Source organism: Chryseobacterium formosense, assembly GCF_900116415.1.
Taxonomy (GTDB): domain Bacteria; phylum Bacteroidota; class Bacteroidia; order Flavobacteriales; family Weeksellaceae; genus Chryseobacterium; species Chryseobacterium formosense.
Genome location: NZ_FPAP01000003.1, coordinates 373803 through 398351, shown reverse-complemented (window position 1 = coordinate 398351; position 24549 = coordinate 373803). Strand labels below are relative to the sequence as shown.

Here is a 24549-nt window from a genome sequence, read left to right as displayed (position 1 = left end):
TCTGCATCATTTTAATAGTAAGAAAATCAAAAACATCTATCATGAAATTCAAACTATTGGTCATTTTCTCTGCTCTGATTTGTTCTTTAAAAGCATTTTCGCAATCCTATAAAATTATTTATGATTTCAAATGGAAGACCGAAAAGCAAAGCAAAGACTACCATTCGGAACTAACTGTTCTTCTGAAAAATGATGAGAATTCTTATTTTGAATCTTTAGCGAAATTTAAATATGATTCAGTAAAAACAAAGCTTGTGAATCAGGGAAGCAGAAGTTTTCCCGCACCAAAACAACAATGGAAATTACAGACTTTAATTTTCAAAGATTTAAAATCACAAACTACCGTTACTGAAGAAAACTTTTTCGACAAAGTATATTTAACAACATATCATTGCAGACCAGAATGGGAAATTCTGCAGGAGAAAAGTAAACTGTTTAGCTATAATGTACAAAAGGCAGAAACGAATTTTGCCGGAAGAAAGTGGATAGCATGGTTTACTAACGAAATTCCGATCAGTGACGGACCACATAAATTCTATGGCTTACCAGGATTGATCTTGAAAATATATGATTCCGAGGAAAATTTTATTTTCGAAATCAAAGGACTCACCAAAGAGCAAAATAACATTGAAGAAAGAAATGCTAATACCGCGAAAGTAAATTTCACACCTAAGCAGTGGGAAACTTTTTGGGCTCAATATCAAAAAGATCCGTCTATGATCTTTGCCAATCTAAATTCTGCAACAGCTACATTTACTTATGTTTATTACGGGAAAAATGTTGACAGTAAGGAAGCGAAAGATGCTTACAATAAATCGGAAAAGGAGAAAATAGATGTTTTTAAGATTCCAATTGAACTTAAATCCTGTGAATAGTAATAGCAATTATAAGTACTTTAGCTAAAATTCAAATGTGAGTGAAAATTTTAAAAATATTTAAAATAAATTGCAACATTTAAAAAACAATTACGTCTACTAAGTAGAAAGTATAATAGGACTTAATAATTATTGAAAACAGCAACGGTAAATATCAGTGATAAAGAATTGTTGGAGCTATGCGGTTCCGGAAACAATTCAGGGTATTCTCTGCTTTATCAGCGCTATTCCAAAGCGGTTTTCAATTCTGTTTTTCGTCTTGTGAATGACAGGGAAGATGCAGAAGATATTCTTCAGGAAGTTTTTGTAAAAGCATTTTCTGAAATCAGATCTTTAAAAAATACGGATAGTTTTGGAGGTTGGATTAAAAGAATTGCTATTAACCATTCGCTTACCTTTCTTCGAAAAAAAAAAATCTATTTTACAGGGATTGAGGATGATAAAATGTACGATGTAAAAGATGATGAGCTGGAAGAAAAACTGGCGTTGGAATTTCGAATTGAAGAACTTCAAAATGCGATTGCAGAACTTCCGCTACAAATCAGAACCATTGTGAATCTTTTTCTTTTTGAAGAAATGCCGCAGGAAGAAATTGCAAAAACACTGGATATTCCCGCAGGTACGGTGAGAAGTTATTATCATCGTGCTAAAAAGAAAATTTTTGAAAAACTCACTCAAAAATGCCAAAATGAAAGATACGCTTAAAGAATATATAGAAAATCATCGTGAGGAATTTGATACACTTGAAGTTCCCGATGAAACGTTTGACAAAATCATGCTTAGGCTGAACGAACGGAACGCTTCAGATGAAAAAACAGTTCCATTGTTTGCCTTGAAAAAATGGGTCGCAGCTGCTTCTGTACTGATCTTTTTCAGCATTGGTCTTTATACTTTTTGGAATCAGAAAGAAAGCGAAAAACAGATAGTTTCAATTCAGGAAAAAAGTAAAGCGGAAGATAAGGGTTTAGTTGATATTTTAAGCCAAAAAAATATATCAGAAAATGCAAAAATAGAAACAGCTAAACAAGTAAACAGGAGCGAATCTTTTGTAAGCAATGATTCAGTTTTATCAAAAAAAACAGAGAAAACGAAAATTTTAGTTCAATACAATAACCTTTCTGAAAACGAAAATGGTTTTAATAAAATTAAAGCTTTAGAACTATTAAATAATGAATATTCTGCGAGTTCAAGATTACACGGAATTGCTTTGTTGAAAGATTTTTCGACTTCTGATAGACAAGTTGTAAAAATATTATCTGAGAAAGCACTTTCAGACGAAAATACGAATGTAAGACTGGCTGCAGTAGAAACTTTGTCGGCTCATATTCAAAATCCTGAAATCGGTAAAAACATCCGACTGATTTTTCTTCAGCAGGATGATGCGATGGTTCAGAAAGAATTAATTGCAATTTTGGCGAACCAAAAATCATCAGAATTCAATACAGAAGTGAATAAAAAACTGAAAGAACTTACTTCAAACCCTACGACAGCAGATTTCGTAAAAGATGAAGCCTATGCTGTTTTAATGAGATATTAAAAGCTTTTATATAAAACCAATAATTTAAATTTTTCAAATTAAACTTCATGAAAAAGATATATTTAATCTTGTTTGCATTAATGGCAATTTCTTTCCACGCACAGGAGAACGATGGAGAAGCTGATGCCACACAGGTAACTCCTAAAACCTATAAAATCAAAAAAAATAAAGGCAAATTACTTCTTAATCTTGGTAAAGTAACCGTAGAAGGCTATAAAGGAAATGAGATTGTTTTTTCACTGGAAGGCGGAACTTCGGCTGTCGACAAGCGTGCAGAAGGTCTTCAGATCGTTAATGCTTTGGGACTTGCCGATAATACAGGACTTGGGATCAACGTTAGTGAAAAAAATGAGGTAATGGAAGTCAATTCTCTGAAAAAAATGTCTTTCCCTGAGATTAAAATCCTGGTTCCTGAAGATATTATTGTTTCTTTTAAACATCAGTCAAAATACGGTGGAAATGTTGTTTTCCGAAATATGCAGAATGAAATTGAGGTTTCTACCACTTTTAACAATATTCAACTGGAAAATATTACAGGACCTGCAACCATAAACTCTATTTATGGTAAAATTGAAGCAGCTTTCAGTCAGAATGTAAAAGGGCCCTTGTCGATAATTTCTGTATACGGACTTGCCGACGTTACACTTCCAAAATCGGTAAAAGCGAACCTTAAAACGACAACCTCATATGGTGAAATTTATATGTCTCCGGATTTTAAAATTGATGTCGAGAAAAAAGAAGATTTAGCCAGTCATGGAAATGATTTAGCAGGAAAAATAAATGGTGGAGGAACGAATATTGAAGTCCGTTCTGACTACAGTAAAGTGTATTTAAGAGCAAAATAAAATCATTATCAATAGATCAGGAATTAATGGAAATGATTCGGATGATTTTCGTATTTTAGTTATGATAACATTCTTTATCTGAGAAATTGCGAAATGATTAATAAAAAACAAAACAAAGAAATGACTGTCATCAATGGCAGTCATTTTTCGGATCTGGAGGGTTTCTACGAAGAAATTTCCCTGCTTTTTATGAAAGATGAAGATTGGAAAGTCGGAACTTTGGATGGTTTTGATGATATATTGTATGGAATTCATTCTGATATTACCTGGAAGAATTCTCAGAAATCAAAAGAAGATTTGGGTTTTGAAGCAACCAGAGAATTTTATGAAAATAAAATCAGTCAGGGAAAGCCGTTTAACATAAAACTGATTCAGCAAAAGTTGGATGATTTGATTGCGGGAAACGGACAGACTCTTTTTGAGATTTTAGTTGAAATTATCGATTCACATCAAAATATACAATTGATTTTAGACTGATTTTTAAACTCAAATAACATAAATGTTTTTCACAAATATCACAAACATCTGTGAAAATCTGAGTAATCTGTGGGAAAAATTAAATAAAAATATATTTCCAGTACACCAAAACCCCGACAATCACGGACAGAATAGCCATTAAAATAACCGCTCCGGCAGCAATATCTTTTATAAAACCAATTCTTTTGTCAAAATCAGGTTGAATGATGTCGCAGATTTTTTCTATTGCAGTATTGAAAATTTCCGCAGCAAAAATGCCAAAAGAAACAATAAGAATCAGAATCGTATCAACAGATGAAAGTTTTAAATAAAAAATTAGAAATACATTTACAGCGAATGCCAACAATTCAAGCTGAAAATTCCTTTCGGATTTTATCATAAGCCAAAGCCCGTTGAAGGCATTCTCAAAACTTTTATGAATAGGCGGTTTACGCATGATTAAGTTTAAAATAGAAATTGATTTTAAGGAAGAATTGACACCCATCTTCTATCTTCCTACATCCATACTTCAAAGATAAACTTATTTTGATGGTTGTTAGTAACTCGAAGGATTATTCTTTTCTATCTGTTTTCTATTTATTATATTTGTAAAAACTTATTTTTAAATCTATGAAATTTATTATTTCAAGTGGTGAACTGCAGAAGGCTTTGCAAACTGTAAGTGGCGTAATATCAAGTTCTCAGTCGAGACCGATTTTAGAAAACTATCTTTTTGAACTAAACGAAAACAACCTTACCATTACTGCATCTGATGGCGAAACTACGCTGATTACTTCTTTGGAGGTAAAGTCGGACGATTCAGGTAAATTTGCTGTTCCTGCCAAGATTTTTCAAGATTTTATCAAAACGTATGGTGAGCAACCTCTTACTTTGGCAGTGAAAGATAATGCTGAAGGAACTGGAAGTCAGCTTGAGATTTTGGATGAGAAAGATAACTTTGCTGTTGCATTAGACAACGCAGATGATTATCCTGAACTTCCTGAATTTGATGCTGCACAGTCTGTAACAATGCCTGCAGGAGTTTTGTCTGAAGCTTTAACCAACACTCTTTTTGCAACAAGTAACGATTCTCTTCGTCCGGTAATGACGGGAGTTTTGTTCCAGTTTGGAGAGAACGAAACCAACTTTGTTTCTACAGATTCTCACCGATTGGTGGTGTATAAAAGAACAGACCTGATGAATGCCGAGCCAATGGAATTCATCATGCCTAAAAAACCTTTGAACATTTTCAAAAATATTTTAGCAAGCTCAAACGAAGATCTTACCATCGACTTCAACGAGAATATGGCTAAATTTACTTTTGGTAAACATATCTGGATTTGTAGATTAATTGACGGAAAATATCCTAATTATACTGCAGTAATCCCGAAAGAGAATCCGAATGTATTGACGATTAACAGAAACCTTTTATTGGGTGCAATCAAGAGAGCGTCGATCATGTCGAATAAATCGACAAATCAGGTTAGATTTAAATTGTCTGCCAATATTCTTCACCTTCACGCAGAAGACACAGAATATGCAAACAAAGCAGATATGCAGATTCCTTGCGATTACAATGGTGAAGACATCAACATCGGTTTCAGCTCTAAATTTTTAACAGAAATGTTGGGTATTTTAGGAGCGGATGATATTACAATGAAAATGTCTCAGCCAAACAGACCAGGAATCATCGAGCCTCTTGATGGTCTTGAAGAAAACGAAAATATCTTAATGCTTTCAATGCCGGTAATCGGATTGTAAAATTTAAGAAAATATAAAAAAGGATTTCAATTTTGAAATCCTTTTTTTGTCAATATAAAATTTTCTTTGTTTAATTTACTGTTTTCGATTTTAAGAAGTTTTACACTATCAATTAATTTTTTATTTATATCTATAAATTCTTGTTTTTCTTTATCAAATTTAGAATTTCCGTTGTCAAACCCAAGTTTATAAGATCCACCAATAACTACAACTAAAGTCGTCCAAAATACAGGATTTTTTATTAAACTAATTATCACATTTTCAGATTTTGATTTATTTGGCTTTAAGTGTTCACAAGATTTAATGGCTCCCTTGTATTTTTGTAATTCTCTATCGAATTCCGATAAATAATAACCGCTAAATTTAGATTTATCAGCTGTTTGTAACATTTTGTATGGTCCACTATTTTCATCAAAATTTGTGTATATAAAATTTTCAACTTTTGAAATCCAGGCTAAAAATTCAGGTGTAGCATCACTGAAATATTCACCATATTTTATTTTGCAATTATTTTCACTAGAATAATTATTTCCTTCATTAATTAATTCTTGTACATTAATATTTTTATTTTTTATTTTCATACTGTATCTCAGTTAAGATCTATATTTCTGTAAAGTAATTTTGCTAAAATAATAATAAAAATTATTGTAATTCAATAATTATAGATATAATAATAACTTTAAATGTTGATTTTAGATTAATGACCTTCTTTCAACTTCTCAATCAAATTCCCCTTTACCACCATAAAAGTATAATCCTTCGCTTTTGCAAAAGAAATTTCATACTTCCGCTCAATATGTCTAAAATCTTCAGGAAATTGAGATGAAAGATGATTGTAATATTCATTCAGAAATCTTTTGATGGCATTCTGTTTGGAGATTAATTTCTGCTAACGGAAAAAGTATTTGCGACTAGATATAACTAAGTTTAAAACTTTATTCTCAACCCCGCCTTTTTCAAATACAATGTTATGTGTAGTATTTTAATTAGGATTGAACTGAATATTGAATCTCTTTAAATAATCCTCTATGGGTTCCAATCCCATTTCTTTTCTTCTTTTGTTTACAGTTTCAGGATTTTCTAATGTATACAATTTACCATTTTCTATTTGTGAACCATATATTTGAGGTTTTCCTTCGTCCATTAGAATCCTGTCTTTCATCAATGCGTATTGTGGTTTAGATAAGTCTCCATTTTCAACCGCTTTCTCTATTTGTGGAAAATACTTTTTCCTGATTTCTTCAGTGCTATGTTGCAATCCCAACCAGATTGCATCCATATGTTTTTGATCCACCTCCTTCAATGTTGGCATACCACACTTTTCAATAATGCTAATCACTAATTCTTGATTTTTATGATCTTCTTTAGCATATTTGATGAGTTCATTTGATTTTCTAATCCTTTGGTCACTTTCTAAAACTTCGCTCAAGATTTGACGTTTTTTGCTGCAATCAACTTCAATAATATCTACTGAACCTACATAGACAAATTTATCTCTATTCATATAAAGGAATATTGATATTATTAAAACAAGAGCGATTAATATACTGAATACTATTTTTTTTATTTTCATTTCTATTTTTGGTTTATCTTACAAATAACGGAAAAAGTATTGGTGAAGTGCGGGATTTCGAAGAACTTTAGTTCAAGAATTTCCAATCGTAGCCGATATTTTTTTCGTGGAATAAACTTTCAAAAAAGCTATGGAACGAAAAATAGCGGCTGCTAATTATTACAAATAGTTCAACTCTGATTTAAACCTCGCATTTTGCCAATACAATGTTAGCAGAAGTTTTTTTATGGTTAATGGATTGCAATTAATTTTTTTGTTTTACGATCATAACTTAAAATCATGTCTTCAGCATTTTTGTCAAAAAGTATTACTTCTTTTACATTTATAAAGTTTCCACGATATACAGATTTATGGAAACTAAATCCTTGATTTTGAATTTCTTTAATATTTCCAAATTTTGATTTTCGTTGATCAAAGATATCTTTTAATTTATTTTCAGTAATACCAACACTAATTTCTCCATTTTGAGTTGCAAGAGATTTATAATCAGAATCTCTAATAAGAGATTTATAATCAGCATCTCTAATAAAATTATTTGTTTTTTCAATTTCAGAATATAATTCTTCAATTTCTTTCAATTCTGTGGTGGAAAAATTATATTCATGAGAAGTTCCGTTATCTAAATCGATTTTAACTCGTATTTCATTATAATTTGACTTCTCATCTTTTAAATTGGTGTAAAATATATAAGCAACATTTCCAGCTTGCTCTGTTAGATATCTTTGTTCATTATTCAATAAATCACTTTTACTTACTTGCAATTCAAAATAATTTGCTTTTTTTCCATTTGCGATTTTAAATCCTATTGAACGATTTACTTGCCCTCCATAAAATTGAAGAACTTTATCAACCGCTTCAACTTCAGTTTTAGAAACTTCAACTTTGCTGCAGGAAAAAATAATTAATAAGATTAAAATTTGTAAAATTTGTTTCATTACGTAATATTGGTTTAAAATTTCTGCTAACCGCTAACATCTGGCTTTACACATGCGCCAATCAAAACTATAATTACGCTAAAGTAATAATTTTCAATTTCAAAACAATTTAATTCAACACTAAAAGAAAAATCTTTATCCCATTATTATAATTGTATTGAATTTTTTGCTTCCAACTTCTCAATCAAATTCCCCTTTACCAACGTGAAAGTATGATCCTTAGCTTCCGCAAAAGAAATTTCATACTTCCTCTCCATATTTCTCAAATTCTCAGGAAATTGAGATAAAAGATGATTGTAATATTCATCCAGAAAATCTTTTGATGGCATTTTGTAGTTAATCTTCAGCTGAAAACGTCGCAGTAGAGCAGTATCAATAATTTCTGCATGATTTGTCGCACAAAGTAAAAGCGCATTTTCAGGGTAATAATCAATGAGCTGAATCAAGGTGTTGACGAGTCTTCTCATTTCTCCGACATCTTTATCGTCGCTTCCACGAGCTTTTCCGATTTGGTCTAACTCGTCAAGAAAAAGAACGGATCTTTCTCTTGCCGCTTTATCGAAAATCATTTTGATATTTTGAGAAGTTTCACCTATTCTGGAGGAGACGATATTGCTCAGATTAAGAATAATAATATTTTTGCCTAAAGCATTGGCAATGGCTTTTGCTGTCATGGTTTTACCACAACCCGAATTTCCCTGTAAAAGGATTTTGTTATTGACAGGAAGACCGTATTCCTGTAGCTCTTTAATATAGGTGTGTTCTTTGATGAGCTGTACAAATTGCTGTTTGTTTTGGGGTTCAAGATAAACTTCGTTGAGCGTTACTGCTTCTTTATCCTGAATGATAAGATCGTACAGATTCATAGTTACAAAACATTATATTGATTTGCAAAGATAATTCATTTCGAGAATTTTTTCTCAAAATGCATTATTATGAAAAGTAAGTATTGAAAAATCTTTTAAAAAATAAAAGATGTGAGAGTCTTATGTTTTGGGCTCTTTTACTCCGGGTGAGTAAAAGAGCAGCAGTTTAAAACTGCAAACATAAAAAATAATAAAATTTGTTAATAGGCTGAATGTTTTTTAATAAAAAACTAGTTCCCTTCTCTTTTTACTGTTGCAAAATATGAAGTAACTAAAATAGCACATGTTGCAATACCGATGTAAGCGATCATAATTATTGAATTTTTAATTAATTTAAATTTTGTTGCGAATTTTATAATGCAAATTTACGGCATTTTTTGTAATCCACAAACTCTCTCATATGATGTTTGTCACTGTTTTAGTTAGTTTTGAGGCTGTTTTAAGAGTTGTTTACATTGAGTTTTTATGATAATTGAAGTGATTTAAACTTATTATTTGATTATTTAATTGATAAAAATATGTAAAATTGATAATTATTATACATGGGGTGTTGGAGATTTGATAATTTAAAAATTATCAAAATAGTATGCCTTGCATTTAGAATTATGTAATTTTTAAGAGAGTGTTAATATACATTTGAAAGAATTTTAATATTAGATTCTCTACAGTAGGACTTGATCATTTATGCAGAAGAAACTTGTCCGTTTACTTTTTCCGGTATCTTTTTTAATGACTTCTGCGCCACAAATCGGGCAATTTTTCTGGTGATAAATCTGAAAATGTTTACTGAGGACATTGGCTTTTTTCCATTTTTTAAAATCGAAACCGTAATTTCTAGCTTCTGTGATAATTTCTTTTAATTTTTCAGGAGGTAAATTTCCAATCAGACTTTCCGGATGAATTCCCACTCTGAACAAAGCTTCATTTTTAATAATATTCCCAACGCCGGAGAATATATCCTGATTCATCAATGCATCACAGATCATCATTTTAGGAGCTGCTTTTAAAGTTTGCTCAGTTTTTTCAGGATTCCATTTCCTACTCATGATATCGGCTTCCCAATCGATTTTTAATAGAAAACTTTCATCAACGACTTTTACCACGCAGGTGTAAAAATACATTCCGCCATCTTCGAAAGTCAGTCCAAACCGTAACGTGTCAATATCTTTTCTTTTATATAAACTATAAGAACCGAACATCATGAGATGAATTTTGAAAATAATCTTATCAAAAATTAGAAACGTTTGTTTTCCAAAAGTTTTGATCTCACGGAGGATTTCTCCCTCAATTTCGAAGTTGTCCGGGACTTCACTTCCGCTAACTTCAATGACCTTTTCACCTACAAATTTTTGCAGATCTTCTTTCATAAGAACAATTGTTGGACCTTCAGGCATGACTTTGTTTTTAAGAAAAATTCAAATATTGTTCCTTTAAAAATAAAATTTGAAGTAATTTTGGAAAATGATGAATTTGAATCAGATTTTTACCAGTCAGAGAACAGGTAATAATCCTAATACTATTGCTTCAAGAACAGATTTTCAGAGAGATTTTGACCGAATTATCTTTTCATCGGCATTCCGAAGGCTGCAGAATAAGACCCAGGTTTTTCCGCTTCCGGGAAGTGTTTTTGTGCACAACCGTCTTACGCATTCGCTTGAAGTTTCGTCTGTTGGAAGAAGTTTGGGAAGTGTGATTGGAGAGTTTATTCATGATAATTTTAAGAATGATCTTAATGAAGATTCTAAAAGTTTTTACCTTCATAATTTAGGAAACGTAATTGCAGCGGCTTGTTTGTGTCACGATGTCGGAAATCCGGCTTTCGGGCATTCAGGTGAAGATGCAATTGCGAGTTATTTTGAAAGAAATGAAAATCAGATAAAATCTAAATTCTCAGAGAAAGAGTGGGCAGATCTTGTAAATTTTGAAGGAAATGCCAATGCAATCCGGGTACTTACTCACCAGCAACAGGGAAAAGATTTTGGTGGAACGCAGCTTACTTTTACTACTCTAGCAAGTATCGCAAAGTATCCGTGTGAAGCTGTTGCAAAAGAAAAAGGAATTATACACAGAAAGAAATTCGGTTTTTTCCAGAATGAAAAAGAGACTTTTCTTGAAATTGCAAAAGGAGTGAAGCTGCTTCAGGAAAATGATGAACCCTATATTTTTAAAAGACATCCTTTTGTCTGGCTTGTAGAAGCGGCAGATGATATTTGCTATAATATTATCGATATGGAAGATGCGCACCGTTTGGGAATCGTATCTACAGCAGACTGCAAGAATCTTTTCTTTGAACTGGTAAAATCGGAAACCGATGATATTAAAAGAGTTGATTCAAAACTGAATTCTATCGGTAATGAAAATGAGCAGATTTCTTATTTGAGAGCGAAAGTGATCAATGCATTAATTAATAAATCTGTTGAGCTTTATAGAAATAATTTTAATACGATTCTTGAAGGAAATTTAGATAAAGGACTTCTGGATATTTATAAGTCTGAAAATAACGCTTTGCAGGATATAGAATCTTTCTCTATAGAAAAAATTTATAATCACAGAGCAGTGGTGGAAATCGAAAACGCAGGCTACAATGTAATGTACGAATTGCTGGATCATTTCATTCCCTCAATTCTAAAGCATGGTGATGAAAGGAAATCTTATGATAAAAAAGCCCTGAAGCTTTTACCGCAGCAATTTGTGTATCAGGATGGAACCGATTATCAGAAAGTTTTGGGTGTGATCGACTTTGTTTCCGGAATGACGGATAATTATGCGACCGATCTTTACCGAAAAATCAAGGGAATTGATATCGGAATGACGGTGTAGGAAGTTGGGTAAGGAAGATGAAGGCTGAAAGCGGGAAGTTTTACAAGCGTTATAAACTTCAGACTTCCATCTTCAAACTTCCAGCAAATTAATTAAGTAACTCATTCGCTTCTTCTATTAATGATTTCATTAAAGTTGAAGCTTTTTTATGCTTTAAAATTGGTGCAATCTGACCAGACCAAAAGAAAACCAGATCATTTTTCTGCTGTTCCAAGGCGGCTTTTCTCAATGCACCCATGAATGTTGTCTGTAAAGGAAAAGGCAAAGTTTTATCAGTTGCAGCTAAGACGTTTCTTGTAATTTTAGTGGTAATTCCGCGTCCTAATCTTCCGGTATAAGCTCTGGATAGGGTGGTGGATTTTGCAGCATCGGAGAATAAAAATTCTTTGTGAATTGGTAAAGCTCCGGATTCTTCGGTTGCCAAAAATGCAGTTCCGATTTGTACGGCTTCAGCTCCTAATGTGAATGCTCCGGCAATTCCGCGCCCGTTGGCAATTCCTCCGGCTGCAACAACCGGGATTTTCACTTTATCTTTAATTAATTGAATTAAAACGAAAGTTCCCGTTGTAGAAAGTTCGGATTGATCTAAAAATGAAGGTCGATGACCGCCACTTTCAAAACCGGAAGCAACAATTACGTCAACTCCCAATTTTTCCAGAGCAATGGCTTCATCCAACGTTGTGGCATTTCCGAAAACGATAGTTCCCTGTTTGTGAAGGTCTTCAATAATGTTTACATCTAAAAGTCCGAACATAAAACTGAAAACTTTGGGTTTAATATCAAAAACTACTTGCAGCTGGTTTTGAAATCTTGATTCAAAAGAGGGTGGAGGTGCAGGAATTTCAGTATTTAAAATGTCAAAATAAGGTTTGAAAGTCTCAACTGCCTTTTCGTATTGCTTTTTAGTGTGTCCTTCATCGATGATGTCGTGATCGTTCACCCAAAGATTAAGGTTATAAGGTTTGTCGGTTTTCGACTGTATTTCTTTATGAATATCATAAATTTCCTGAGGTGATAAAGTATAGGCTCCAAATCCGCCCAAACCGCCAAGATTGCTTACTGTTGTTGTCAGTTCAACCGTTGATAAACCTCCGCCAAAAGGACCTTGCATAATGGGATAATCGATTCCCAATAATTCTGTAATTCTGTTTTTATTCCACATGATTTGATGATATTGGTTAAGAAATTATAGTTATAAATTATCGTTTTAGTATTGATTATAAATTTCCTTATAAAGATTGTTGTAAGAAATACCAATTTTTAGGTAGTAAGACAGATCTTCGATTTTATAATCACATATTTTTTGTAATTCAAAATTAACTTTTCCCAAATATTTTCTAGTTTAAAATATCAAATGATTTTTTAAATTAATTGTCAGTTAATCGATCACAACAGAACTTATATTTATTTTTAGTATATTTAAACAAAACACAAATGTAAGGTGTTTTAAAAAATAAAAATTATTACGACACATTTAAAAAGTTAAAATTTATGATCTATCTTGGTATTTTAGTCTTTTTCGGACTTATCACATTATTCGCTTCTTTTTTTACGGTAAAGCAAGAATCTGCTGCAGTGGTAGAAAGATTAGGCAAATTCTTAAAAGTAAGCCACGCCGGTTTGCATTTGAAAATTCCTTTTTTTGATCAGATTTCAAAGCGTCTGAATCTTAGAATTCAGCAATTAGACGTTATTATTGATACTAAAACTCTGGATAACGTATTCATTAAAATGAAAGTTTCTGTACAGTATCAGGTAATCAGAGAAAATGTGAAAGATGCTTATTATCGTTTGGAAAATCCTGAAAATCAGATTACTTCTTACGTATTTGATGTTGTACGAGCTGAAGTTCCCAAAACAAAATTAGACGATGTATTCGTAAGAAAAGATGATATTGCAATTGCTGTAAAAAGTGAATTGCAGGAAGCAATGCAAAGTTACGGATATGATATCATTAAGGCTTTGGTAACCGATATCGATCCGGATGAACAGGTAAAACATGCGATGAACAGAATCAACGCTGCTGAACGTGAAAAAACTGCCGCAGAATACGAATCTGAAGCACAAAGAATTAGGATTGTAGCTGTTGCAAAAGCTGAAGCAGAATCTAAAAAATTGCAGGGACAAGGTATTGCAGACCAAAGAAGGGAGATTGCAAAAGGTCTGGAAGAGTCTGTAAAAATGCTGAACGCCGCAAACATCAATGCGCAGGAAGCTTCTGCGCTGATTGTTGTGACACAACATTACGATACTTTGAATTCTATTGGAGCTAATAACAGAAGTAATTTGGTTTTACTGCCGAATTCTCCCACAGCAGCGAGTTCAATGCTGAATGATTTGGTTGTCTCAATGGCTGCAACGCAGAAAATGGATGAACTAAATACAGCTAATTATCCGAAGCCGCCGAAAGATTTTGGACAATCTGGACACTAAAATAAAAAACCTCTCAGAAATTCATACTGAGAGGTTTTTTTTATTTCTTGGTTTTTGAAACCTGTTTTACTAAAGTGTATTTTATTGAAGAACCGTCCATCGGTGGATTTTCAATTTTTTCTGTTTTTACTTTTAAAACATATTCAAATCCCGGTTCGTACGTGAAGCCTTCGATATTGCTATAGAAATTCCCCCAACTGTCAGATTCTTTTTCTTTTACCTGAAGGCATTTCATGGGAGCAACTCCTGTGCAATCTGTTGTTTCTGAAGCGATGATCATTGTCTTTTCATCTTTTCCGGATTCACTTGGCATAGGTTTGCATTGAGAGAAGATCAAAAAAACTGAAGCTGCTAAACTTCCTTTTAAAAGCATTGCTATATTTTTCATACTGAATATTTTAGTTTGAATAAAACTTCTGTTTTCCTGTAAGAAGTTCAAAAAATAACCTGAAATCTGAAATCAAAGACCAAAGCGGATATTTGAAAGTGGCGGGTTTATTCTTTTCAATGATGACATGACTCAACCATGCAAAACCGTATCCGAAGATCGGAACATACCATAAAAACCGCTCTTTCCCTGAATAAATAACGTATCCAATTACAAAAAATACCAACAGCGTTCCAATAAAATGAAAAACTCGTGTTCCGATTTTGCTGTGCTCAGTAAGGTAAAACTGATAAAACTCGGCGAAGGTTTTTATTCTTTCAGACATGGCATTAAGATTTAGTTTAAATATCTCAAAGCAATAAATCAGCCATTTCAGAAAAAAACGAATCATATGATGACTCGTTTTTTTATTTTTTTAAGCTTTACTGTTTCTAAGCTTACTGTTTTTTCTGCCATAAATAAAATAGAAAATCAAGCCTAAAACAAGCCAGATTCCGAACCAAGACCAGTTTTCGGTACTCATTCCTGTCAAAAGATAACAACAAGAAACCAATCCTAAAATCGGAATTAAAGACAATCTTTTAATGAAGGCTAAAAACGAAATAACCACACAAACTAAGTAAAAACTAATGACCGGAATGTTTGCGATAACATCTTTAAAAATGTCTGAAAAATAGGTCGGGAATAGGTAATTAACCAAGATCAAACTCAAAACGAACCCAATCGGGAAAATGAATTTTGAATTGATGTAAGGGATTTTAAACTTTCCTTTTCTTTCCTCCATTTCTTCTTCACTTTGTGGCGAAAGCATCAAAACTCCACCGCAAACAAGTACAAATGCAAACAAAGTTCCGATACTGGTGAAGTCTAAAATTAAATTTTCATCGGTAAAAAATATGGGAAGCCCCACAACAATACCGGTAAGAATTGTTGCAAACCCCGGCGTTTTATATTTAGGATGAATTTCAGATAATTTTTTGGGCATCAAACCATCTCGGCTCATTGTCATCCAGATTCTTGGCTGTCCCATTTGGAAAACCAGTAAAACACTGGTCATCGCTACAACTGCAGAGATTGAAACGATGAAAAGCATCCATTTCACCCCTTTTAAAGCAAATATTTCTGCTAAAGGATCTGAAACTCCTAATTCTGTATAAGAAACCATTCCGGTAAGAACCAAGGCCAAAATAATATAAACAACGGTACAGATTACCAAAGAATAAATCATTCCTCTCGGTAAATCTTTCTGAGGATTTTTGGCTTCTTCCGCCAAAGTAGAAACAGCATCGAAACCAATATAGGCATAGAAAACTGCAGAAACTCCCGCCATAACACCTCCAAAACCATTCGGCATAAAAGGCGTCCAATTATCAATATCAACATACATAAAACCAACAATAATTACCAAAACAATTACAGCCAATTTGATGTAAACCATTAAATTACTCAAGTTTTTAGATTCTTTCGTTCCTCTGTAAACCAGATACGTAATTAAAACATTAATCATTAAAGCGGGTAAATCAAAAATCACTTTTAAGCTTCCCAAAAGAGGTGAGTTTTTCCATGCTAAAAAACCTTCAGCATTTTGTAGAGCTGTTGCCTTTTTTTGCAGAATAGATGTCATGTTTTGCCCTTCTTTAAGGCTTTCTTTCACTTCATTTGAAGCTAAGTAATTTCCTAAAGCCGAATCTTTTACAAGACTTGCTTTATTAGCGAGATAATCATTAATGCTTTGAACAAAAGCGGTATTGTTATCAAAAATTGAATGTGCAGATTTATAGTTTATCGTAAGCCATTCCGGTAAGTGTAGCCCAAATGTATCTAATAAATTGGTAAAATAACCACTCCATGAAAAGGCGATGTAAATATTTCCGATAGAATATTCCATAATCAAAGCCCAACCAATAATCCACGCAAAAATTTCTCCGAAAGAAACATAAGCATACGTATAAGCACTACCAGAAACGGGAACTCGTGATGCAAATTCTGCATAACACATTGCCGTAAATCCGCAGGCAACTGCACAAATAGCATATAAGAAAATAACTCCCGGACCGCCGGAAAAACAGGCATTACCAATTGCACTGAAAATACCACCACCAATAATGGCAGCAATACCAAAAAAAGTTAAATCTTTTACGCTTAAAACCTTTTTCAAAGAATGGATTTCACCATTATTCTCATCCAAAGTTGTAGAACTCAATGGTTTCCTTCTAAAAAGTTGATTCATGAAATATGATATATAAGTTGAAAAAAACAAATGTAATTATTTCTGTTAAATAATTAATATTTTCTTAATATTTCTTATACAAAAGTTAATTAGTATTAAAAAATAATCCACATACTAACATTATGTAAAAAGACTTGTTTATACAATATCTTTTCGATATTTTCGTTGATAATTTGTGGATAAAATCTTATCTGAAATTTAAAATAAATGGTCTCATTTTTGAAGCCTTCCCATTTTAAAATTTGATATTAATGAAATCAAAAAAAATATTTTTAGCGGCTGCTGTTTTCTATTTTGGAGTTTCCGAAGCGCAACAGTCTCAATACTTTACCCAAAAGGAAAACTACAGGTTTAATCTTGCCCAGAATCTTTATCAGACCAAAATATACAACGCTTCCCAATACGAATATGCACGACAGTATTTCTACAATCAGAATCTGGTGCAGTCTAAAAAAGAAGCAGCGCAGTTTTTTGATAATGTGATTGGCGTTATCCTTCAGAAAAATCATGCGGAAGAAGGTTTAACGGCTTTTATGAAAGAATATCCTAATTCGGCTTATTTTGCACAGGCGAATTTACCTTTGGCAGATTATTATCTGGCTAAAAAAGATTTTAAGGAGGCTTTAAAAACTTTAAAGAAAGTTAATCAATATCAGCTGACCCGTGAAGAAAATACGCAATATATTCTGAAACTGGGGTATGCTAAATTTATGATGGGCGACGCAAAAGGTGCGATTGATGCATTGGAAGAAGCTTACAAAACTGCCGATGAATCGCAGAAAGGTGATATTGCTTATATGTTGGGACATTTGTATTATTCCAAAAGAGACAACGTTCAGGCGTTCCAATATTTTGATTCGGTAAAAGATCAGCCTAAATTTTCAAAACTGGTGCGTCCGTATTATGTACAGATGTACTACAACGATAAAGATTATGATAAAGCGATTTCGGAAGGAACTGCTCTATTAAATGAAGATATTTCAGAATCATACAAAGCAGAGGTTCACAAAATCATCGGTGAATCTTATTTCATGAAGAATGATTACAATTCTGCTTATCCGCATCTGAAAGATTATCTGGCGGTACAATTGAATCCTTCAGAAAATGATTTGTACGAAATGGGATTTGTAGCGGCACAGCTGAAAAAGTATGATGAAGCCGTTTCATATTACAACCAGTTACTGAACAGCAATTCAGCTTTGGCTCAGAATGCATATTATCAGTTAGGAAATGCTTATTTAGCGGTTGACAAAAAGCAGGAAGCTCTTTCCGCGTTCCGTTCGTCTTATCAGATGGATTATGATGCGAATGTGAAAAAGCTGGCGCACGAACAGTATGCAAAATTAAGCTACGACATCGGAAACCCGTTTGAAAATCCTACAAACGTTATCCAGAACTATATTACCATCAACAATAATGATGCGAAAACTTCGGAAATGAGATCACTTTTGGTGAAATCGTATCTGTATTCCGGGAACTTTAAAGAGACATTGAATGCGATCGATAAATTGCCGAATTCTACCCCTGAAACCGATAAAGTAGATCAGGAAGTTTCTTATTTATTGGGAACTGAGGAATTCAACAAAGGTAATTTTGACGAAGCGGAAAGATATTTCTTAAGAAGTCTGGAGTTTGATTTAAATAAAGAATTCCACAGCAGAGCGTTATACTGGTTGGGTCAGGTGTATTATCAGAAAGGAAATTATCCTTCGGCAATTGCCCGTTACGAGAAATTAGCGAATGAAAGTTTCCCTGAAAAACAGCAGTTACCTTACGATTTGGGATACGCTTATTTTAAATCTAAAAAATTCGATCAGGCTGAACAGTATTTCACCCAATATTTAAAAGATCCAAAACCTGAGTTTAAAAATGATGCTGAGCTTCGTTTAGCAGACATTAATTATGCTAATAACGATCTGGATCAGGCAATTGCGATTTACGATAAAAACGAAGACGCTACAGATTATACTTTATACCAAAAAGCTTTGGCTTTAGGATTTAAAAATGATCATGCAGCGAAAATCACGAACTTAAAATCATTGATTTCAAAATATCCTGCTTCCGAATACATCGATGATGCGCAATATGAAATCGGAGTAGCTTATGCAGCTCAGAATGATTACAGCAATTCAAACGATTTCTTCGGAAAAGTTGTTAAATCTTCTTCAGACAGAGATTTGGTGGCAAATGCAGCGATTTACAGAGCGCAGAATTATATCGATCAGAATCAAAATGATAAAGCGCTATCTGAACTGAAATCTTTAGGCGAACAGTATAAAAATACAGCTTATGCACAAAAAATTGTTCAGGCAGCAAAACCTATTTTTACGAAAAATGGTGATGTTTCAGGATATGAAAGTTTTGCAAGAAATATCGGGGTGAATGTTGAAGCATCAGAAATCGATGAAATCAACCTATCAACCGGAAAACAGTACTTCACAAAGAAAGATTACAAAAATGCAATTTCTTATTACGAGAAATATTTAACCCAAAATCCTACCGGAGAAGGTCTTTATCAGGCTAAATACGAGTTAGGAGAAAGTTATTATCAGACCAATAATCCTACAAAAGCACTCTTGGTTCTTCAGGAAGTAGGAAATGTTCAGAACGATTATCAGGATGATGCGCAGACCCGTTTAGCACAAATTTATTTGGCTCAGGGGAATTCTGCAGAAGCTAAGAAGTATTTAGAGAATATCAGAAATTCGTCAGACGTTAATGTGAAAAATTATGCGAATGTAGAATTGATGAAAGTGTATGCGGAAGAAAAGAATTTCTCAGAAGCAGAAAAATTAGCCAATGCCGTAATCAGCAACAACAAAAACTCTGCAGCGGTAATTGAAACTGCAAAAGTAATCAAGGCGAGAAGTCTGATGAATTCAGGAAAAGAAAAAGACGCTCAGACGGCTTATACGGCTCTTGAAAAATCATCAAACACCGAAGTTGCAGCTGAAGCACTTTACGCAAAAGCATTCTATCAGAATAAAGCAAAAGCATTTAAATCATCTAACGAGACCATCTTTAAAATTGCCAACAATTACGCATCAGAAGATTATTGGGGAGCAAAAGCTTTGGTGTTGATGGCTAAAAATTATGTCGGTCTGAAAGATAATTATCAGGCAAGTTATACCTGTGACCAGATTATTGCAAACTATGCTGATTTCCCTGAAATTGTAGCGGAAGCGAAAGAGGTTAAAAAGACTATTAAAAAGTAAAATGTACTCATGTATTCAGTACAGCAGATTATTAATTTTAAATCATTAATCCTTTGTACATCAATACTTAATACAATAAGCAATGAACAAGAAAATTCAAATATTATCTATACTATTCTTAGGAATTTCGTCGGTAGCGTTTTCTCAGATCAAAGAAGAGAAGCTTATTCTTAATAAAAAAAGAGAGCCGGAAGTAAAGAAAATCGAGAAGAAAAAAACTTCTGTGGTGACGGAAAAAAATTATCCGCCGGAAGAGAAATCAGCAAATCCTGTGAAATATACCATTACGGATGTTCCTGCCGTTTCAGATTTTAAAACTTCTACGATTCAGGGTGAAGATGTAGCTCCGAAATTTGACGGAACGGCTCAGAATAACTATTTCCAGCTCGGAATGGGGAACTATGGGAAGATTTTAGCGGATGCTAATGTCTCTACAACGCTTGAAAATAAACTGGAAGTGGGTGCAGATGTTCATGTTTTATCAACCAACGGTCTGAAAAAAGACTACGATTGGGATTCCAAACAAAGTTCTGCAACTCTTGGAGCTTTTTTAAATTCTTACGGAGAGAAAGGTAAGATCAATGTGAATGCTGAATATGGTTTAAATAACTATAATTACTATGGAATTTATGCTTTAACACCTTCAGCAGATGTTGATTTGAAACAGAAAGTGAACCAGTTTAAGGTAAACGGTTATTATGATTTTTATTCAAATGAAATTCTGAATGACGTAAGAGTAAAATCTTCATTTTTATCGGATCATTTTGATGCAAAAGAAAATCAGGCTTCCATATTGGCAAACCTCTCAAAACACGCGGTTGAGATTGCAAAAAGTGGAATCGTGATGAATGCTGACTTAGGTTTAGGCTTAGAAACGGTAAAGACTGATTTTAATCTTTTAAATAAAAATTCTGCAACATTTTTCAACGCTAATATTACGCCTAAACTGACTTTTGCCAAAGGAGAATCTTATTTGATGCTCGGTTCTGGAATTACTTTCCTGAATGCAAGAAATTCAAACTTAATTTTAGCGGAAGAATTAAAGAATAACAAAACATATTGGTTTCCGCAGGCTGAATTTCAGGTGGCTGCTTCAAAAGAATTCAAATTCTATGGTGGAGTTGACGGTGGTTTAAAATTAAACACATACGCTGAACTTTTGCAGGAAAATCCTTTTTTGGTATCTGACCAGATGTTGAGACCAACAGAAACCCAATATCATATTTATGCAGGTTTGAGAGGAGATATTGATGAGACTTTCAAATATGATGTTTCTGCAGGATTCGGAAAAATGAGAAATATTATGTTCTTCGGAGCCAATAATCTTTTCAATAATGAATTTACTTTAGACAGACCGGGATATGATTTTGCAAATACTTTTTCTGCCATTTATGATGACGGAAATGTAAGCGATATTAAAGGTAGTTTGCAGTATTTCCCATTAGAAAATCTTATTGTGGATGCTGATGTGAGATTTTTGAAGTATGATCTGAAGAATTATGAAAACATTTATAATGTTCCTTTAGTGAGCGGAAGTATTGGTGCAAAATATACGATGTTGGAGAAAAAATTGTCTTTAGGGTTCAAAGGAATTTTTGCAACAGACAGAACGACAAATTCTTACATGCTTGAAGGAACGGGAAGTCCTGCATTAATTTTCCAGTCTACGGAAGATACCAATGATAAAGTTGGTGGTTATGCAGATTTAAACTTGTCTGCAGAGTATAAAATTCACAAAAATTTCAGTATTTTCGCACTCGGAAACAATCTTCTGAGCTCAAAATATCAAACGTACAAAGGATATAAAGTTCTTGGTGCACAGATTTTGGGAGGTGTGAAGATCACGTTCTAAATATGGGTAATGAGTAATTAGTAATGGGGCAATATTTGCATTATTTATTACTAATTCCTCATCACTTATAAAAAAATAGGCTTCGTAGTTCAACTGGATAGAATATCGGATTTCGGCTCCGAGGGTTGGGGGTTCGAATCCCTCCGAGGTCACCCAATAAGAGAAAGCATTTTTAAATAATGCTTTCTCTTTTTTTATGTTGGAATTAATTGCTAATCAATTTTTTTTTAATAATTCAAAGTTTAATTGTGTTGTTTGAAATGCATTTTCATAGAATTTTAGTTTTAAAATAGATTACAGCACAGTTTTTTTGTCTTCATCATCTTTATTTTGATCTTAGTGAGTTTTTTTTGAAATTTCATCTCTTGATCAAGTTCTTCTTTGATCTCAATATTTTTGTGAGTTAAGTTTGATTTTGCAGATCCATTTCTGGTGCATTGCTCTTCTTTTTTACAGTTGCTTCTTATAGGATAATTAAATTTTTTAATGTTAAAAATAAACTAATATGAATTGTAAATATTTCACATATTTTTGATATTTTTACCCCGGGATCTTTTGTAATTATTCGTTCCTAAGATTATGAGATACGTAAAAACTAATAACCAGATCATCTTATGAAAAAAAACCTACTCATTATTTATTTTTTATTTCAGGCAAGTTTATTCCTATCACAGACCTATCAATGGCAATGGGCTAAACAGGGTGGAGGCAATAATGGTCATGATGTTTTCGCATCTACTTCTGCAGATGAAAATATCAAAGCGATTACGACTGACAATAATGGCAATTATTATTTTCTTACCTGGATTTATAATAACCAGCCATTAGTAAATGACTCTCCTGTAACAGTATATGGGACTCGGGATTTGTTGTTATATTCTACGGATTGTGTTGGGAATCTGCGATGGAAAACCGTTATTGGTGGATATACCAATTCAGAATTTGCCATGAAAATAGAAGTAGATAACAACGGCGGAATATATTTAATGGCCAATCTTTCAAATAATGTCGCTGTGGATTCTCCTTCGAACTTCAGCCCAACACATTTGGATACGAATGTTACATTGCCGGTTATTTCTGCTCTTCCTGCACCGCCTTATCCGTACGGTAATGCAATAGATCCCGCTTTTAAAACAATGTACCTTCTCAAATACAATACTGCTACCGGTAATTTGGTTTGGTATAAAGCTTTGCAGGGAGATGTAACGTTTCCTGTAGGAAGAGGTGATAACGGTCTTTGGGACATGGATGGCAATAAAAATATTCATGCTGTTCTTGGTTTTTACAAAGGAACTCATCTTGATGGGAAAATTACGGTACCCAATTCGTTTGATTATGATATGGCTTTAGGGAATAACAATGTAGGTCCTCAATATTATCTTGTAAAATTTAATTATGACAATGGAAATATGACCGTTGCCCCAAATCCGATGTTGCTTCCTATTACCGGTGATTTTGGAGGAACATCTATTGACGGTCAGGCAAAATTGCTGTATGATGAAAATCTGAATCGATATTATATTACAGGCAGGAGAATGTACGGAACCGGTAGTTTTCAATATACCAATCTATCTTATGGCGGATTACCATTCAACAATGAAGGTTTTATTTTTACGTTTGACGGAGCTACAGGAAACGAGATATGGAGGAAAGAATTTGTGTTTCCATTCATGGGACCGGGGCAGAAGCAGTTCGAAAAAATTTTCGACATCAAAAAAGATCAAAACTCCAATATTTATATTTGTGGGCACTATTCTAAATTTCCGGTAAATAATGTAAATGGCTGGTCACCAACCTGTACTTTTGGCAATTTCACCTTGCCCTCAACCAATTTGAATAATACAATTCCTTTTGTTGCTAAAATGAACCCTTCAGGAAATGTGCTTTGGATGACAGTGCCGCTTGAGAACGGATTAAACGGTATTCATGATGACCAGTCGCTCTCCGTAAATTTCATTGGAGGCTTGGCGATCAATGGTGATGAAATAGCTTTTACAAAAGGAGCAATTCGTGAAAAATGGGCTAATTTTCCGCTGACAAAACCATTAAATGCAAGATCAGATCCCTTTATGGTACGATTGAATCTTCAAACCGGAGCTGTCATCGCAACACATGAAATTGAAAGTAATTATTCTACCGAGGATCAGATTACGGCTGTTACAGTTGATAAAGATGGGAATTATATTGTCGGAGGTTTTTTTACCGATCAATTATTTGCTGCTTCTAATGATGGGATTCCTACTTTATACAGTACAAGTATGACCGGGTATTCTCAATTCTTTATTGCCAAATTGGGAAGTAGCTCCAATTGTTCACTCAATACTGGTGAAGTTAAAGCTGATGTTGCCGGAATTGATATATATCCGAATCCAATTACAGATATCTTAAATATAAGAAGCAAAAATAAGCTGGAAAGCTTTGAATTGTATTCTTCAGTAGGACAGAGAATTTCTGGCGGTAAATTGCAAGATAATAATGCGAAAATTAATTTCAATTCGTTTAGTGCTGGTATTTATTATTTAAAGATTAGAACTGATAAATCTGTAGTGACAGAAAAAGTGGTGAAGAAATAATATGAAAAATTTTTGCGGCTTATAGTTGGGTTTAATTGAAAATTATACAGATAACTTGAATTTCCATCTAATTAATTAAGTATATTTTATTTAATATATATCACTTAATTTTGATATTTATTATTGAAAGTTGCTGATTACAAACAGGTTCGTTATCTTTGAAAACAATAGGGTAGTGATACGAATACTT

The 24549-nt window shown here is 33.3% G+C and carries 21 protein-coding genes and 1 tRNA gene; 12 read left to right on the top strand and 10 right to left on the bottom strand.

Annotated features, from left to right (window positions below; all coding sequences use genetic code 11):
• The first annotated feature begins 41 nt into the window (after positions 1-41).
• The 5 genes from BM371_RS13225 (at position 42) to BM371_RS13205 (ending at position 3734) form a co-directional block, all read left to right on the top strand.
• A complete protein-coding gene (locus tag BM371_RS13225) occupies positions 42-875 on the top strand; it encodes a GLPGLI family protein (RefSeq protein ID WP_034678452.1) in 834 nt (277 codons plus the stop codon).
• 132 nt (positions 876-1007) lie between these two features.
• Positions 1008-1580: an RNA polymerase sigma factor gene (locus tag BM371_RS13220; protein WP_051882956.1), complete on the top strand. Its 573-nt coding sequence runs from the start codon at positions 1008-1010 to the stop codon at positions 1578-1580.
• Entirely contained in the window at positions 1564-2412 is an 849-nt protein-coding gene (locus BM371_RS13215; protein WP_034678450.1) for a HEAT repeat domain-containing protein, read from the top strand. Before BM371_RS13220 ends, BM371_RS13215 begins: the two co-directional genes overlap by 17 nt.
• A gap of 47 nt (positions 2413-2459) precedes the next feature.
• On the top strand, positions 2460-3257 hold the full coding sequence (locus BM371_RS13210; RefSeq protein ID WP_131431003.1) for a DUF4097 family beta strand repeat-containing protein: 798 nt from the start codon (positions 2460-2462) through the stop codon (positions 3255-3257).
• Between the two features lie 93 nt (positions 3258-3350).
• Positions 3351-3734, top strand: coding sequence for a barstar family protein (locus BM371_RS13205; RefSeq protein WP_051882954.1), 384 nt, complete (start codon positions 3351-3353; stop codon positions 3732-3734).
• A gap of 79 nt (positions 3735-3813) precedes the next feature.
• Here BM371_RS13205 and BM371_RS13200 read toward each other — a convergent pair whose 3' ends face one another.
• Positions 3814-4170: a diacylglycerol kinase family protein gene (locus BM371_RS13200; protein ID WP_034678835.1), complete on the bottom strand. Its 357-nt coding sequence runs from the start codon at positions 4168-4170 to the stop codon at positions 3814-3816.
• A 173-nt stretch (positions 4171-4343) separates the two neighbouring features.
• On the opposite strand from BM371_RS13200, the gene dnaN reads away from it, so the two are divergent.
• Complete coding sequence (gene dnaN, locus BM371_RS13195; RefSeq protein WP_034678447.1) at positions 4344-5474, top strand: DNA polymerase III subunit beta; 1131 nt, start codon at positions 4344-4346, stop codon at positions 5472-5474.
• 26 nt (positions 5475-5500) lie between these two features.
• Here dnaN and BM371_RS13190 read toward each other — a convergent pair whose 3' ends face one another.
• From BM371_RS13190 to BM371_RS13170, 5 genes are all read right to left on the bottom strand, one after another.
• The gene (locus tag BM371_RS13190; RefSeq protein WP_034678445.1) at positions 5501-6055 is read right to left on the bottom strand and encodes a hypothetical protein; all 555 of its coding nucleotides are present in this window, start codon (positions 6053-6055) and stop codon (positions 5501-5503) included.
• Positions 6056-6456: 401 nt separating this feature from the next.
• On the bottom strand, positions 6457-7047 hold the full coding sequence (locus tag BM371_RS13185; RefSeq protein ID WP_051882952.1) for a DUF6624 domain-containing protein: 591 nt from the start codon (positions 7045-7047) through the stop codon (positions 6457-6459).
• A gap of 230 nt (positions 7048-7277) precedes the next feature.
• Positions 7278-7982, bottom strand: a complete 705-nt coding sequence (locus BM371_RS13180; protein ID WP_034678443.1) for a hypothetical protein — start codon at positions 7980-7982, stop codon at positions 7278-7280.
• Between the two features lie 146 nt (positions 7983-8128).
• Entirely contained in the window at positions 8129-8848 is a 720-nt protein-coding gene (locus tag BM371_RS13175; protein ID WP_034678441.1) for an AAA family ATPase, read from the bottom strand.
• A gap of 662 nt (positions 8849-9510) precedes the next feature.
• Positions 9511-10242 carry a DNA-formamidopyrimidine glycosylase family protein gene (locus BM371_RS13170; RefSeq protein WP_034678439.1) on the bottom strand — a complete coding sequence of 244 codons (732 nt, stop codon included), beginning with the start codon at positions 10240-10242 and terminating at the stop codon, positions 9511-9513.
• Between the two features lie 70 nt (positions 10243-10312).
• On the opposite strand from BM371_RS13170, the gene BM371_RS13165 reads away from it, so the two are divergent.
• Complete coding sequence (locus BM371_RS13165) at positions 10313-11668, top strand: deoxyguanosinetriphosphate triphosphohydrolase (RefSeq protein WP_034678438.1); 1356 nt, start codon at positions 10313-10315, stop codon at positions 11666-11668.
• An 88-nt stretch (positions 11669-11756) separates the two neighbouring features.
• Here BM371_RS13165 and BM371_RS13160 read toward each other — a convergent pair whose 3' ends face one another.
• Positions 11757-12830, bottom strand: a complete 1074-nt coding sequence (locus BM371_RS13160) for an NAD(P)H-dependent flavin oxidoreductase (RefSeq protein WP_034678437.1) — start codon at positions 12828-12830, stop codon at positions 11757-11759.
• Positions 12831-13159: 329 nt separating this feature from the next.
• On the opposite strand from BM371_RS13160, the gene BM371_RS13155 reads away from it, so the two are divergent.
• Positions 13160-14101 (top strand): SPFH domain-containing protein, encoded by a 942-nt coding sequence (locus BM371_RS13155; RefSeq protein WP_117601841.1) that lies wholly within the window; start codon positions 13160-13162, stop codon positions 14099-14101.
• Between the two features lie 40 nt (positions 14102-14141).
• On the opposite strand, the gene BM371_RS13150 is transcribed toward BM371_RS13155, so the two are convergent.
• The 3 genes from BM371_RS13150 to BM371_RS20750 form a co-directional block, all read right to left on the bottom strand.
• The gene (locus tag BM371_RS13150; protein ID WP_034678435.1) at positions 14142-14489 is read right to left on the bottom strand and encodes a DUF4377 domain-containing protein; all 348 of its coding nucleotides are present in this window, start codon (positions 14487-14489) and stop codon (positions 14142-14144) included.
• A gap of 10 nt (positions 14490-14499) precedes the next feature.
• Positions 14500-14814 (bottom strand): Mpo1-like protein, encoded by a 315-nt coding sequence (locus BM371_RS13145; RefSeq protein ID WP_034678433.1) that lies wholly within the window; start codon positions 14812-14814, stop codon positions 14500-14502.
• A gap of 90 nt (positions 14815-14904) precedes the next feature.
• Positions 14905-16719, bottom strand: a complete 1815-nt coding sequence (locus BM371_RS20750) for an APC family permease (protein ID WP_034678431.1) — start codon at positions 16717-16719, stop codon at positions 14905-14907.
• Positions 16720-16970: 251 nt separating this feature from the next.
• Between BM371_RS20750 and BM371_RS13135 the strand changes: the two genes are divergently transcribed.
• The 4 genes from BM371_RS13135 to BM371_RS13120 all read left to right on the top strand — a co-directional run bounded on the left by BM371_RS13135 (position 16971) and on the right by BM371_RS13120 (position 24359).
• On the top strand, positions 16971-19934 hold the full coding sequence (locus tag BM371_RS13135; protein ID WP_034678429.1) for a tetratricopeptide repeat protein: 2964 nt from the start codon (positions 16971-16973) through the stop codon (positions 19932-19934).
• An 82-nt stretch (positions 19935-20016) separates the two neighbouring features.
• Positions 20017-21786 (top strand): TonB-dependent receptor, encoded by a 1770-nt coding sequence (locus tag BM371_RS13130; protein ID WP_034678427.1) that lies wholly within the window; start codon positions 20017-20019, stop codon positions 21784-21786.
• 78 nt (positions 21787-21864) lie between these two features.
• Positions 21865-21938 (top strand) — tRNA-Arg (locus BM371_RS13125).
• 462 nt (positions 21939-22400) lie between these two features.
• Positions 22401-24359 carry a T9SS type A sorting domain-containing protein gene (locus BM371_RS13120; RefSeq protein WP_034678426.1) on the top strand — a complete coding sequence of 653 codons (1959 nt, stop codon included), beginning with the start codon at positions 22401-22403 and terminating at the stop codon, positions 24357-24359.
• Positions 24360-24549 lie beyond the last annotated feature (190 nt).

What these genes read in the sequence shown, in the direction of transcription:
- BM371_RS13225 (WP_034678452.1), top strand. Translation starts at nt 42, where the DNA reads ATGAAATTCAAACTATTGGTCATTTTCTCTGCTCTGATTTGTTCTTTA.
- BM371_RS13215 (WP_034678450.1), top strand. Translation starts at nt 1,564, where the DNA reads ATGAAAGATACGCTTAAAGAATATATAGAAAATCATCGTGAGGAATTT.
- BM371_RS13210 (WP_131431003.1), top strand. Translation starts at nt 2,460, where the DNA reads ATGAAAAAGATATATTTAATCTTGTTTGCATTAATGGCAATTTCTTTC.
- BM371_RS13205 (WP_051882954.1), top strand. Translation starts at nt 3,351, where the DNA reads ATGATTAATAAAAAACAAAACAAAGAAATGACTGTCATCAATGGCAGT.
- BM371_RS13200 (WP_034678835.1), bottom strand. Translation starts at nt 4,170, where the DNA reads ATGCGTAAACCGCCTATTCATAAAAGTTTTGAGAATGCCTTCAACGGG.
- dnaN (WP_034678447.1), top strand. Translation starts at nt 4,344, where the DNA reads ATGAAATTTATTATTTCAAGTGGTGAACTGCAGAAGGCTTTGCAAACT.
- BM371_RS13190 (WP_034678445.1), bottom strand. Translation starts at nt 6,055, where the DNA reads ATGAAAATAAAAAATAAAAATATTAATGTACAAGAATTAATTAATGAA.
- BM371_RS13185 (WP_051882952.1), bottom strand. Translation starts at nt 7,047, where the DNA reads ATGAAAATAAAAAAAATAGTATTCAGTATATTAATCGCTCTTGTTTTA.
- BM371_RS13180 (WP_034678443.1), bottom strand. Translation starts at nt 7,982, where the DNA reads ATGAAACAAATTTTACAAATTTTAATCTTATTAATTATTTTTTCCTGC.
- BM371_RS13175 (WP_034678441.1), bottom strand. Translation starts at nt 8,848, where the DNA reads ATGAATCTGTACGATCTTATCATTCAGGATAAAGAAGCAGTAACGCTC.
- BM371_RS13170 (WP_034678439.1), bottom strand. Translation starts at nt 10,242, where the DNA reads ATGCCTGAAGGTCCAACAATTGTTCTTATGAAAGAAGATCTGCAAAAA.
- BM371_RS13165 (WP_034678438.1), top strand. Translation starts at nt 10,313, where the DNA reads ATGAATTTGAATCAGATTTTTACCAGTCAGAGAACAGGTAATAATCCT.
- BM371_RS13160 (WP_034678437.1), bottom strand. Translation starts at nt 12,830, where the DNA reads ATGTGGAATAAAAACAGAATTACAGAATTATTGGGAATCGATTATCCC.
- BM371_RS13155 (WP_117601841.1), top strand. Translation starts at nt 13,160, where the DNA reads ATGATCTATCTTGGTATTTTAGTCTTTTTCGGACTTATCACATTATTC.
- BM371_RS13150 (WP_034678435.1), bottom strand. Translation starts at nt 14,489, where the DNA reads ATGAAAAATATAGCAATGCTTTTAAAAGGAAGTTTAGCAGCTTCAGTT.
- BM371_RS13145 (WP_034678433.1), bottom strand. Translation starts at nt 14,814, where the DNA reads ATGTCTGAAAGAATAAAAACCTTCGCCGAGTTTTATCAGTTTTACCTT.
- BM371_RS20750 (WP_034678431.1), bottom strand. Translation starts at nt 16,719, where the DNA reads ATGAATCAACTTTTTAGAAGGAAACCATTGAGTTCTACAACTTTGGAT.
- BM371_RS13135 (WP_034678429.1), top strand. Translation starts at nt 16,971, where the DNA reads ATGAAATCAAAAAAAATATTTTTAGCGGCTGCTGTTTTCTATTTTGGA.
- BM371_RS13130 (WP_034678427.1), top strand. Translation starts at nt 20,017, where the DNA reads ATGAACAAGAAAATTCAAATATTATCTATACTATTCTTAGGAATTTCG.
- BM371_RS13120 (WP_034678426.1), top strand. Translation starts at nt 22,401, where the DNA reads ATGAAAAAAAACCTACTCATTATTTATTTTTTATTTCAGGCAAGTTTA.